The organism is Enterococcus sp. AZ063 (assembly GCF_051715045.1).
Lineage (GTDB): Bacteria > Bacillota > Bacilli > Lactobacillales > Enterococcaceae > Enterococcus_D > Enterococcus_D casseliflavus.
This window is the reverse complement of sequence record NZ_JBIOTA010000001.1, coordinates 3,613,121-3,625,737: the sequence shown is the minus strand read 5'-3', so window position 1 is coordinate 3,625,737 and position 12,617 is coordinate 3,613,121. Positions and strand designations below refer to the sequence as shown.

At 39.9% G+C, this 12,617-nt stretch carries 9 protein-coding genes; 8 read left to right on the top strand and 1 reads right to left on the bottom strand.

What is annotated here, in order from left to right; genetic code table 11:
* Window positions 1-190: 190 nt before the first annotated feature.
* Window positions 191-412 carry a helix-turn-helix domain-containing protein gene (locus IGK61_RS17065; protein WP_074536276.1) on the bottom strand — a complete coding sequence of 74 codons (222 nt, stop codon included), beginning with the start codon at window positions 410-412 and terminating at the stop codon, window positions 191-193.
* A 266-nt stretch (window positions 413-678) separates the two neighbouring features.
* Here IGK61_RS17065 and IGK61_RS17060 point away from each other — a divergent pair, with 266 nt between their 5' ends.
* The 8 genes from IGK61_RS17060 (at window position 679) to IGK61_RS17025 (ending at window position 12,445) form a co-directional block, all read left to right on the top strand.
* Window positions 679-3,726: a glycoside hydrolase family 2 gene (locus IGK61_RS17060; protein WP_074536274.1), complete on the top strand. Its 3,048-nt coding sequence runs from the start codon at window positions 679-681 to the stop codon at window positions 3,724-3,726.
* Entirely contained in the window at window positions 3,723-5,018 is a 1,296-nt protein-coding gene (locus IGK61_RS17055) for an ABC transporter substrate-binding protein (protein WP_074536272.1), read from the top strand. The genes IGK61_RS17060 and IGK61_RS17055 overlap by 4 nt, the downstream gene beginning before the upstream one ends.
* Before the next feature lie 22 nt (window positions 5,019-5,040).
* Window positions 5,041-5,922, top strand: coding sequence for a carbohydrate ABC transporter permease (locus IGK61_RS17050; protein WP_115232999.1), 882 nt, complete (start codon window positions 5,041-5,043; stop codon window positions 5,920-5,922).
* Window positions 5,919-6,734 carry a carbohydrate ABC transporter permease gene (locus IGK61_RS17045; RefSeq protein ID WP_002323468.1) on the top strand — a complete coding sequence of 272 codons (816 nt, stop codon included), beginning with the start codon at window positions 5,919-5,921 and terminating at the stop codon, window positions 6,732-6,734. Before IGK61_RS17050 ends, IGK61_RS17045 begins: the two co-directional genes overlap by 4 nt.
* 677 nt (window positions 6,735-7,411) lie before the next feature.
* A complete protein-coding gene (locus IGK61_RS17040) occupies window positions 7,412-8,404 on the top strand; it encodes an ABC transporter permease (protein ID WP_005233042.1) in 993 nt (330 codons plus the stop codon).
* Window positions 8,405-8,419: 15 nt separating this feature from the next.
* The gene (locus IGK61_RS17035; RefSeq protein WP_010748894.1) at window positions 8,420-9,304 is read left to right on the top strand and encodes a carbohydrate ABC transporter permease; all 885 of its coding nucleotides are present in this window, start codon (window positions 8,420-8,422) and stop codon (window positions 9,302-9,304) included.
* A gap of 48 nt (window positions 9,305-9,352) precedes the next feature.
* Window positions 9,353-10,960 (top strand): ABC transporter substrate-binding protein, encoded by a 1,608-nt coding sequence (locus IGK61_RS17030; protein ID WP_002323465.1) that lies wholly within the window; start codon window positions 9,353-9,355, stop codon window positions 10,958-10,960.
* Complete coding sequence (locus tag IGK61_RS17025; protein WP_034869507.1) at window positions 10,961-12,445, top strand: glycoside hydrolase family 32 protein; 1,485 nt, start codon at window positions 10,961-10,963, stop codon at window positions 12,443-12,445.
* Window positions 12,446-12,617: the final 172 nt, after the last annotated feature.

Genomic DNA, 12,617 nt, shown 5'->3' with positions numbered 1-12,617 from the left:
AGTATAATAAGCACCGAGTGATACTTATATAAGTATCACTCGGTGCTTATTATTTATTTTTAGTAGATCGATAGCAATTCTAATTGAGATTCAATTGTTTTTACATGTTTGAGATAATCGGATTTAATAATTTACTAACAAAATAGATTAACTCAAAAAGCGATTATTATATTGAGGTGTTTATGAAATTTTATTTGTCCTCAATCGTCAAAATATCACGAATGTCATCTATATTTAAAGCCTCAGCTATTCGCTCGATATATTCAATATTGATACGCTGCCGTTTTCCGCTGGATAGTTCACTTAGCCGTGCAATATCTATATCAGCTCGCCTTGAAAGCTCCCTTAAAGAAATATTATGTTTTTTTACAAGCTCCTGAATATGAATTACTAATACCTTTTCCTTATACACAAGAATCACTCCTTTTATTGATGCTTATATAAGTATCGTAAAATAAAATACTTTCCATTGTGTTACTCATTAAGCAATCAATAGACAGCTTTTTTATTTATATTTTTAAAAGTAAAAATACTTTTAGCAAAAATTGTAAGAGAGATTTTAAGTATTTTATCAAATAGAAATCATAAGAAGAGAGGAGAGTAATCACAATTAGAAAGAAATTGTCTTAGTTTCGTAGATGCAACAAGATATTATCTATATATTTTAAGGAGGAAGCTATGTTTCAAGAAAAAATATTCAATCCAGCAATACTACATGAAAACCGCTTGTCGCCTCGAACCAGTTTTTTTAGTTATGAAACGGTCGCAACAGCTATGCAAGGGGATCCACAGGCATCTTTTGGGTATCAGTCATTAAATGGTCTGTGGGATTTTTATTTGGGTGAGGCAGAAAATCAAATTGTGTATGAACAAAAAATTGAGGTACCTGCTCATTGGCAGTTTCAAGGGCATGGAAAACCAATCTACACAAATGTCCAGTATCCTTTTCCAATTGATCCGCCATTTGTTGCGATGGAGAATCCAACCGCCTTTTATCGAAAAGCATTTATTGTGGAGGACATTGATCTTGAGCATGTGCTTCACTTTGAAGGTGTGGAATCGGTGTTTGAAGTGCATGTCAATGATCAGTATGTCGGCTATAGCACCGGCAGTCGCTTGGTCTCTGAGTTTGATATCACACCCTATCTTCAAAAGGGCAAAAATGTGCTTAGTGTAAAGGTGAAGCAATGGAGCGCGATGAGCTATGTCGAGGATCAAGATATGTGGTGGCTTGGCGGAATTTTTAGAGAAGTCTACTTGTTTTCCCGTAAGCCGCAGTCGATCCAAAATGTAACGATCCAAGCAGATTTATGCAATCAATACAAAGATGGCATCTTGGAAGTTTCGCTTTTCTTTAACCCTACAATACCAGAGCAGTTAGGACGTACGATAGAAATCGAATTGCTAGATCAAGAAAATGTAACCGTTTTAAAGAAAACTGAGAAACGCCAAGGAGGAACAAAAGCGGATTGGACGATTTCCGCAACCATTGAAGAGATAATTCCTTGGAACGCAGAAGAACCGTATCTATACCATCTGTTGGTGAAACAGTATCAAGGCGAGGAACTGTTGGAGGTCATTCCGTTCCAAGTCGGCTTTAGACAGATTTCCATAGTTGACGGTATTTTCCAAATCAATGGAAAACGGGTGGTTCTGAAGGGTGTCAATCGCCATGAGTGGCATTGTGAGTCTGGTAGAAGTCTGACGGTTGAGATGATGGAACAAGATGTGCAGATGATGAAAGCATTCAATATCAATGCTGTACGGTGTTCTCATTACCCAGCAGACACAAAGTTTTATCACCTGTGTGATCGTTATGGGCTGTACGTCATTGACGAAGCAGACATTGAAACCCATGGGATGGATATCACCCAAAGGATCAATGAACTGAGCAGTAGTGAGGAATGGTTGCCGACGTATTTAGACCGAGCAAAAAGAATGGTCGAAAAAAATAGAAACCATCCTTCGATCATTTTCTGGTCGTTAGGAAATGAGTCTGGCTATGGGGAAAACCATTTGAAGATGGCGCAGCTGATCAAGGAATTAGATCCCAGTCGTCTGGTTCATTATGAAGGAGAAGCACGGCACTTGAAATCCTTGGGAGAATGGCAAGCGTGCCAAGCGTCTGATGTCATTTCGACTATGTATACATCTGTTGGCGAAATGACAGAACAGGGGGAACGTTCACTAACACAACCGCATATTTTATGTGAATATGGTCATGCGATGGGCAATGGCCCCGGCGGGTTGAGCGAATATCTGGAATTGTTTTATCGCTATCCTCGGTTGCAAGGCGGCTTTATTTGGGAGTGGATCGATCATGGTATCAAGAGCATAGACCGCTTTTCTGGTGAAACGTACTACAAGTATGGCGGTGATTTCGCAGAAGAAATCCATGATGGCAACTTTGTGATTGATGGGTTGCTATTTCCAGATCGTACGCCATCGCCAGCATTGTTCGAGTATAAGAAAGTGATTCAGCCTGTCAAAATCACCTTCCAGCTCTCAGAACAGACCTGTCGTATCACTAGCCGTTTCGACTTTCGAAATTTAGCGTCTTTACAGCCAGTCCTGCAAATCAAGGAAGACGATCAGGTGATTTTCTTACAAGAGCTGCCCAGAATCAATCTCCTGCCTCAGGAAGAAACAACCATTTCCCTGCCAGAAGAAGCTACGCTGAGCTTAGCAGGAAGAGCACAAGCAGTGGTCACGCTGTTTTTCTTTGAAGAAAGTGCCCCAGATTTTTCTTTAGAACACGCAGTTGCTTGGGAGCAAGCCGTCATTGATCAACCAATAAAAAGCGTACAAATACCTAAAGCGGATGCCTTTCACTGTTCAGAAACGGCCGATGAACTGAGGATTACTTTGGCTGAGCAGACCTATATTTTTCATAAGAAAACAGGTACCTTGAGCCAGTGGCTCATCGAAGGGCAAGCATTGCTTACTGAACCGCTTGAAATGAACTTTTGGCGGGCACCGACTGACAACGACTTGTTAGGCAGTGAAGAGTTTGGTTCGGCAAGCATCGCCAAGGAATGGGAAGCGTTTCGCATTCGCTACTTAAAGGAGCGTGTGCTCGCGTTTACCTATGAACAGCGCCCAGATGAAATAAAAGTCGAGATTCGCCGCAACAGCATGCCTATTTCCCTCGACTGGGGAATTGAATTGTCCTTTACGTATTGTCTTTCATTGGTAGGCGACATCCGTGTAGCAGTCAAAGGAACCCCGTTTGGCAATGGGCCGAAAACTCTACCGCGAATCGGTGTGCAGCTGATGATCAACAAAGAACATCAGAACGTGCAGTGGCTGGGACTTGGGCCGCATGAAACCTATCCTGATAGTTGCCAAAGCGGGTTTTTCGATTGGTGGGAAAGAACCGTTCCAGAGATGCACACGCCGTATGTGCGGCCGCAAGAAAATGGCAACCACATGAAGACCAAATTCTTCCGTTTGTCTAAGCCTTCTGGAGGTGGACTGACTATTTCCAGCAAATCGCTGAATTTTAGTGTGCATCACTACACTCAGAACAATTTGGAACAAGCGACCCATACCAATCAATTAGAAACCAGCGACGCTGTTGCCGTCAACATTGACTATGGGGTGCAAGGATTAGGAAGTGCCAGTTGCGGTCCCGGTATTTTACCGAAGTATTTATTGCAAAATCAGGCATTTGCCTTTGATTTTCAGATGAACTATCAAAAAGAAGTGGAAGGAGCAAAACAATGAAAAAAATAGCTTTATGTATGGCAATGATAGGACTAGGAGGCTTAGCTGCTTGTGGGAATGGCAGCGATACGCCAGAGCGTGAGGGGGGCGATCAAAACGGCGCAGAGGAAATCACCATTTGGGCGTGGGACCCAAAATTCAATATCGCAGCCTTTGAGTTGGCGGAATCGTATCATCAAGAAGAAAATCCTGATTTCAAAATCAATGTCACTGAGATTTCCCAACAAGACAGCGTACAAAAAATGAATACCATCTTTAGTTCAGGCAGTACCCAAGGATTGCCTAATATCGTCTTGATTGAAGATTTTCGCGCTCGTAATTTTTTAGAAGTGTTTCCAGAGTATTTCGTTCCATTGACTGAGTATATAAATGTTGACGAGTTTATGGATTACAAAATCGAGGTGTCTTCGATCGATGGCGAGCAGTATGGGATGCCGTTTGATTCAGGGGTAGCGGGCGTTTACTTGCGAAAATCGATCATTGAAGAAGCGGGCTTGGAACTGTCAGATTTCACCAATATCACTTGGCAAACCTTTAATGAATTGGGGATCCGTGTGAAAGAAGCAACTGGCAAACCATTGCTGTCCATCGATATGAATGATCTAGGACATTTGCGAATGATGATGCATTCCAGTGGTTATTGGTATACCGCAGAGGATGGTGAAACGCCGTTTATTGACGGCAATCCTTCTTTGAAACAAGGGCTTGAAGATTTGAAAATGCTGCTTGATTCAGGAGTAATGACAACGCACAATGGCTGGGACCAAATGCTGGCAGGTTTTAACAGCGGCGAAGTAGCAGGCGTTTTACAAGGCAACTGGATCACGCCATCGGTGAAAGCAGAAGAAAGCCAAAGTGGCGATTGGGCAGTCGTTCCAGTGCCCAAGCAAGAATCGATCGAAGGTTCTGTCAATGCGACCAATCTCGGAGGCTCGTCAATTTATGTGTTAGACATTGATGGGAAAGAAGAAGCCCTGAGCTATATTGCTGACGTATTCGGCAAAAATATTGCCTTTTACGAAGAGCTGATTCAAACCGTTGGAGCAATCGGTTCTTACGTTCCTGCTTCACAAGGAGATGCGTATCATGCACCAGATCCTTTCTTTGATGATCAGGCTATCTATCAAGATTTCATGAACTGGGCAAATGAAATTCCTTCGGTAAACTTTGGGAAAAACACTTATGCGTTGGAAGACATCATGAATCAAGGCTTTTTGGACTATGTCAATGGAGCAGATTTGGACGAAGTCTTAAAAAACACGCAAATGATTGCTGACAATCAATTGAATTAACACGGACTGAGGGGCATGTACGATGAAAAATAAATTATTTTATAAAAAAGGAGTGATCACGGGGTGGCTGTTTATTGCTATCCCGACACTCTTAATCTTCTTTTTCTCTTTTTATCCAATGATCCAAGCATTTCTATTATCCTTACAATCAGGAAGCGGCACCGGGCTGACCTTTAGCGGACTAGCGAATTATCGGCGGCTGTTTTCGGATCAAACCTTTTTGACAGCCACGAAAAATACCTTGATCTTTTTGGGCTTTCAAGTGCCTGTCATGGTCTTGTTGGCCATGTTCTTTTCCGTCCAGCTCAATCAGAAAACCCTAAAGCTGAAAGGCCTGTTTCGGACGATCATTTTTTTGCCAGCAGTGACTTCATTAGTCGCATACTCCATGGTCTTTAAATCACTGTTTGCAACAAATGGCGTGGTGAACGCCCTTTTAGTGAGACTGTCGATTGTCTCTGAGCCAATCGCCTTTTTCTCCAGTCCCTTTTGGGCAAAAGTCATTATCATTTTAGCCATCACTTGGCGCTGGACCGGCTACAATATGATTTTCTTTCTATCGGCTTTGCAAAACATTGACCCAGCAATTTATGAAGCTGCTAGAATCGATGGCGCTTCTCCGACCAAACAATTTTTTAAAATCACCGTCCCTTTGCTGAAGCCAGTCATTTTGTTTTCAGCTGTGACGTCAACGATTGGGACACTACAGTTATTTGATGAACCGATGAACTTGACCCAAGGGGGGCCAGGAAACGCCACATCGACGATTTCCCAATATATTTATAATCTTTCTTTTCGCTATACACCAGATTTTGGCTACGCCTCTGCAGTTTCCTATGCCATTGTCGTCATGGTCATCTTCTTTTCCATGATCCAATTTAAGATCGGAGGAGAGGAAAAATGAAAAAAGTAGGCACGTATGTATTTTTGGGTGTTTTTACCATTCTGTTTGCCTTTCCCTTTTATTTCATGTTAGTGAGTATCACCAATCCTACCGTAAATATCATGCAAGGCAAACTATTGCCAAGTACCCATTTGCTAGAAAACTGGCGTAACCTAGTCGCAACCTATGACTTGAAACAAGTATTCTTTAATAGTGCAAGGATTGCGTTGCTACAGACGATATTATCTGTGACGATCGCTTCGTTGGCAGGCTACGGATTTGAGATCTATCAAAGCCGATTAAAAAATATGCTTTTTAATATGTTGCTCTTGTCGATGATGTTGCCTTTTGCCGCCACCATGATTCCGCTGTTTCGAATGTTCGGCAGCTTTTCAACGACGATTCCTTTTATTGGACTCGATACAGTAGCTTCAGTCATTTTGCCAACATTATCGACCGCATTTCTGATTTTCTTTTTCAGACAAAACACAAAAATGTTTTCCAAGTCACTGCTTGAAGCTGGGCGAATGGATGGCCTTTCGGAGCTAGGCTTGTTTTTCCGAATATACATGCCAACCATGAAAACAACTTATGCGGCAGCTGCCATCATTACCTTCATCAATAGTTGGAACAGCTACCTGTGGCCGTTGATCACCCTTCAATCACCAGAAAAGCAAACCTTTCCTTTGATGATTTCTGCCATCGGCGCCGCCAATAATCCAGATTATGGCTTAATGATGTTAGCAATCGTGATCGCAACTCTGCCAACAATGGTGGTCTTCTTCTCGCTGCAAAAGTACTTTGTGGCTGGGATGTTGGGATCGGTGAAGTAGGGAGAAGCTATATGCGAGAAAATACTAGCTCATCGTTAGAAAATTTGATTCCATAAAAGAAGAGCCGTATATTGATTTGGAGTAAATTCACAATTTTTGTGAGTTTACTCTTTTTTCGCTAATTTCTTTCAGTTGACGGATGAAAAGTGAATACTCCTAATTCCTGCATTTTTTTTTAATCCTGATTGGCGACCTTAGTTTTCCGAGATTCCCCTAAAAAGCTCATCTAACAGCTCCTAACCTTATATACATTTACATATCTAACTCTTATCTTTTCGCTTTTAGTTAGTTAAAAAGCAAAAAAATAAATGTGAATCCGAGCTATTTTTAAATAATTAACCAGATAATCTTCCGATTGGAACGGTTAAATAGTGAATGATTGGTAGAAAAGAGATTAGAGGATGCGAGTTGTGATAAGTAAACTCATAAAAGAAGAATGCTAGAAAAGTAGAGAAAAATAGGATTAATGAAATAATCGAGATCCATATTTTTTAACAATTTTCGAAAACCATAAATGAATTGAAGGAAGCTTAGTGTGGGTGAAAGAATAATTACAAAAAAATATTGACTTAAAAAAATGGCTATGGTAATCTATAAACGAAAATAGTGGGAACGTTTCCAAAACGCATCTTCGTTAAATTTTTATTTTTTTAAACGAAAATGGAAACGTTTCTAAAATGTATTGGGAGGAGATTGAATTGGAAAAGACATTGGGACCAGGTGGTGAGATAAGGGCGGTACAACGGGATAAAAAAAATATCTCGAAGTGGGAAAAATTAAAGAAACAGTTGCGGCGTGATAAGTGGATGTACTTGTTGCTCTTACCAGGTATCATCATGACGTTTATCTTTAAGTATGTGCCAATGTACGGTGCTGTGATTGCATTTAAAGACTATAATCCTATGCTAGGAATTTTGGAAAGTCCTTGGGTAGGACTAGATCACTTTAGGGAATTTATCAGTTCACCAAATTTTACGCTTTTGCTGAGCAACACATTAAAAATTAGCATTTATGGTTTATTGTTAGGTTTTTTTCCACCAATTATTTTAGCACTGAGCTTGAATCAAATTATCAATAAAAAAATAAAACAGAAAATCCAGTTGATTCTATATGCGCCGAATTTTATCTCAGTAGTTATTATCGTGGGGATGCTGTTTTTGTTCCTATCCGCAAATGGACCTATTAATGGGTTAGTAGAAAAGGTTACGGGGCAACCAATTATGTTCATGTCTAATCCAGCTTATTTCAGAACGATTTATATTTTATCGGGAATTTGGCAAGGAATCGGCTGGTCATCCATTCTTTACACCGCGACGCTGGCGGGAGTCAGTACCGATTTATATGAGGCAGCAAATATCGATGGGGCAAATATTTTACAAAAGATTTGGCATATCGATTTGCCTGCATTGAGGCCTGTGATGGTGATCAGCTTCATCTTGGCCGCCGGCGGTATTATGAATGTAGGATATGAAAAAGCCTACTTGATGCAAACTTCAATGAACATCCCTGCCTCAGAAATCATTTCCACTTATGTATACAAAGTCGGCTTGCAATCAGGTGATTATGCCTACTCTGCTGCTGTTGGTCTGTTCAATATGATTATTAATGTCGTTTTATTACTGATTGTCAACAATATAACCAAGCGGCTAAACGATGGTCAAGGCTTGTAATGAAAGGAGAAAATTATGAATAGTGCTTTATCAAAAATCGACCGTCAAATCTTATGGTTGAATCGAGTGATTGTAACTTTTTTAGTCGTCATCACCATTGTTCCGCTGATTTATGTACTGGTAGCTTCTTTTATGGACCCAGCTACTTTGATCAATAAAGGTATAAGCTTCAATCCGAAAGATTGGACAATACAAGGATATCAACGGGTATTTGCAGATGATTCCATTTTACGCGGTTTTGTAAATTCGTTGTTTTACTCTTTTAGCTTCAGTTTATTGACTGTATTTATTACGATGATCACTGCGTATCCTTTATCTCGACCTAACTTGGCTGGGAAAAAGATTATTATGACTTTTTTTGTCATTACAATGTTCGTTGGTGGCGGCTTGATACCTACCTATTTATTGGTAAAGAACTTGGGCATGTTAGATAGTGTATGGGCGATTATCATACCAGGTGCTATAAATGTGTGGAATATTATCTTAGCGCGTACCTATTTTAGTGCTTTGCCAAAAGAACTTTCTGAAGCTGCTACTATCGATGGCGCCAATGACTTGCAAATACTGTTCAAAGTCATGCTTCCATTAGCTAAACCAATTATGTTCGTATTGTTTTTATATGCCTTTGTTGGGCAATGGAACTCATATTTTGATGCCATGATCTATATCAAAGATCCCGACTTACAGCCGTTGCAACTCGTATTAAGAAATATTTTGATCCAAAACCAACCCTCACAAGACATGGTGGGAGCCAATACAGCCATGGCAGAAATGAAACAAATTGCTGAGTTGATCAAATACGCAACGATTGTCATTTCTAGTCTGCCATTAATCATAATGTATCCTTTCTTCCAAAAATATTTTGATAAAGGTGTTTTAGTTGGTTCTGTTAAAGGATAAGTATTGTTCACTATTTGTATGAATAAAAATTATAAAGGAGATTTTAAGATGAAAGCAAAATGGATGCTGCCAATCGTTTTTACTTCCGTACTAATTTTGGGGGCTTGTGGAGGCTCAAAAGAAAAGAGTACATCAAGCCCTGATTATGAACTAGAAAATGTCTCTTTTCCATTGAAAGAAAAAGTATCTTTAAAAATGATGTCTCAAAGTGCCCCTTTGGCTCCCAATGATCCTAATGACAAATTGATTTTCCAACGGTTAGAAGAAGAGACCAATCTCCATATTGATTGGACAAACTACAGTAGTGATTTTGCCGAAAAAAGAAATTTGGATATCGCTAGTGGGGATTTACCAGATGCCATCTTCAACGCCGCTGCAGGTGACTATGATTTATTAAACTGGGCGGAAAGTGGCGTTATTGTACCGATTGAAGATTTGATCGAAGATTATATGCCAAATCTGAAGAAAATTTTTGATGAAAACCCCGAATACCGACAAATGTCTACTGCACCTGATGGTCACATTTACTCTATGCCTTGGATTGAAGAATTAGGCGAAGGAAAAGAGTCGATTCATACAGTAAATGGGATGGCTTGGATCAACAAGGAGTGGTTGGATAATTTGGGTCTTGAAATGCCGCAAACCACTGATCAGTTGATGACTGTGTTGGAGGCTTTCAAGACGCAAGATCCAAATGGTAATGGTGAAGCAGATGAAATTCCTTTTAGCTTTATTAACAATGGAGGAAATGAAGACTTAAAATTTTTAATGGGGGCATTCGGTCTAGGTGATAATGATGACCACTTAGTCGTTGATAACGATGGCCAAGTACAATTTACTGCTAACAAAGAAGGGTATAAAGAAGCCATCAAATATTTCAACGAAATGAATAATAAAGGTCTTATTGATAAAGAGGCTTTCGAACAAGATTGGAATACGTATGTTGCCAAAGGGAAAGAACATAAGTATGGCGTGTACTTTACTTGGGATAAAGCAAATATCACGGGTGCAGATGATAGTTATGACGTCTTGCCAGTCTTAGCGGGACCAGATGGAACGAAACACGTTACTCGTACGAATGGCATGGGTTTCTCAAGAGATCGTTTCGTAATTACTAGTGCGAATAAAAACTTGGAACTTACAGCTAGGTGGATAGATAAAATGTATGAACCGTTACAGTCTGTCCAAAATAACTGGGGAACCTACGGTGATGAAGCACAGGCGAATATTTTTGAATTAAAGGATGGTATGTTAAAACATTTGCCTTTAGAGGGGACAGCACCGGGGGAACTAAGACAAAAAACCGAAGCTGGAGGACCATTAGCGGTTCTTGATTCTTATTACGGCACAGTCACTACTATGCCAGATGATGCGAAGTGGCGTTTAGATTTGATGCATGACACGTATTTGCCATATATTACAGAAGACAATATCTATCCACGTGTCTTTTTAGAAAAAGAAGAAACAGATCGATTAGCAAAAATTGAAACAGATATGTGGGATTACATCTATCGCAAAAGAGCAGAGTGGATCACCGGCGGTAAAATCGATGAAGAATGGGAAGAATACCTTGCTGAATTGGAACGTGTAGGTTTGGAAGAATGGATTCAAATAAAACAAACTGGCTATGATAATTTTTTGAAGGGAGCACAATAAGTGTTAGTAGAAGAAACGGCGATTTTGGATAAAGCAAATCGATTTATTGAAATGATGCGAGGAAAAGTTAACCCTCAGTATCGACAAAACTATCATTTTTCCGCACCCATCGGGTGGATAAATGACCCCAATGGGTTTATATATTACAAAGGGCATTACCATCTCTTCTATCAATACTATCCTTACGATAGTCGATGGGGGCCCATGCATTGGGGGCATGCGCGCAGTAGTGATTTGGTCCATTGGGAAGATCTACCAGTAGCGTTAGCCCCAGATCAACCTTATGACAGCGGCGGGTGTTTCTCAGGAAGTGCAATTGAAAGAGACGGAAAACTATATTTATTTTATACAGGCTGTCAAGAAATTGATGGTATTAGCCATCAGCATCAATGTTTGGCGGTCTCTGAAGATGGTATTCATTTTAGCAAATACAGTGGTAATCCTGTGGTAGCAGAAAAACAGCTAGGTGAAAATGGGCTGATACAAGAATTTCGTGATCCTAAAGTAATTGTTCACAACGATGCTTACTATATGGTAGTAGCTACTAAATCTACACAGTCTACTGGTAGAATAGTGATGTTTCAATCGTCAGATTTGTATACTTGGCACTTTTACTCTGTGTTGCTAGAAGGGACTTCAGAGCAAGGAATAATGTGGGAATGTCCTGATTTATTCCATTTAGACGGACGAGATGTCTTAATCATGTCTCCGATACAAATCAAGAAGAACGGACTGGAATATCATAATATCAGTTCTACCATGGCTTGTATTGGTGAGGTAAACTGGGAAACAGGTCAGATGATAGTTGATAATTTCCATGAAATGGATTTTGGAATGGATTTTTATGCACCACAAACAACAACAGATCCTAATGGTGGACGGGTGATGATTGCTTGGATGCAGATGTGGGATCGTACATTGCCTACACATGAGTTAGGCCATCTTTGGGCAGGCTCTATGAGTTTGCCCCGAGAGTTAAGAGTGAAAAAAAATCGATTGGTACAAAAGCCCATCTCAACTGTATATAGTCATTTAGTTTATCAACAAGGCAGTGAAAATATCGCAGTGACTGACACATCAGTCGTATTTCGAAACGCACTGTCGGATTCTTCATATTTACATCTAGTCGCAGATTTGGAGAAAGCAGAAGTTTTTACAATTGAATTACTGCGGTCTAAGACGGATTGTCTCAAACTAACTTATGACACTGCTAAACAGGTTTTTGAATTGGATCGTCAGAAACTAGGAAGAGAGCTTACAGGGGCGGAAGAAGAATCTCTGAATGTCCGAAAAGTTGAAGTACCTTTGATTGATAATCAGCTCGTTCTTGAGATTTTTAGAGATACCTCATCAGTTGAAGTCTTTATTAATGGTTTAGAAGTTATGACGGCTACTTTTTATGAGCTGGAAAAAGCTCGAGATATCTTGTTTCATTCGATTGGAGAAAGTCGTATTCAAGCTTTTGAAACAGCGAGTGTGAAATAAATGTTTGATTGCTTAGGCGGTGTATCAATTATTTAATAGGTTTTGAAGGATAATATTTTTAGAAAAGAACAGATAGCTAGATTTCCCATGGCTTTGCTATTAGTATTTTGAAAAAATTAGTAATTTATGACAAAATTCATTATACTAAACTTGTGCAGAAATGTGAGGGATC

What these genes read in the sequence shown, in the direction of transcription:
- IGK61_RS17060 (WP_074536274.1), top strand. Translation starts at nt 679, where the DNA reads ATGTTTCAAGAAAAAATATTCAATCCAGCAATACTACATGAAAACCGC.
- IGK61_RS17055 (WP_074536272.1), top strand. Translation starts at nt 3,723, where the DNA reads ATGAAAAAAATAGCTTTATGTATGGCAATGATAGGACTAGGAGGCTTA.
- IGK61_RS17050 (WP_115232999.1), top strand. Translation starts at nt 5,041, where the DNA reads ATGAAAAATAAATTATTTTATAAAAAAGGAGTGATCACGGGGTGGCTG.
- IGK61_RS17045 (WP_002323468.1), top strand. Translation starts at nt 5,919, where the DNA reads ATGAAAAAAGTAGGCACGTATGTATTTTTGGGTGTTTTTACCATTCTG.
- IGK61_RS17040 (WP_005233042.1), top strand. Translation starts at nt 7,412, where the DNA reads ATGTATTGGGAGGAGATTGAATTGGAAAAGACATTGGGACCAGGTGGT.
- IGK61_RS17035 (WP_010748894.1), top strand. Translation starts at nt 8,420, where the DNA reads ATGAATAGTGCTTTATCAAAAATCGACCGTCAAATCTTATGGTTGAAT.
- IGK61_RS17030 (WP_002323465.1), top strand. Translation starts at nt 9,353, where the DNA reads ATGAAAGCAAAATGGATGCTGCCAATCGTTTTTACTTCCGTACTAATT.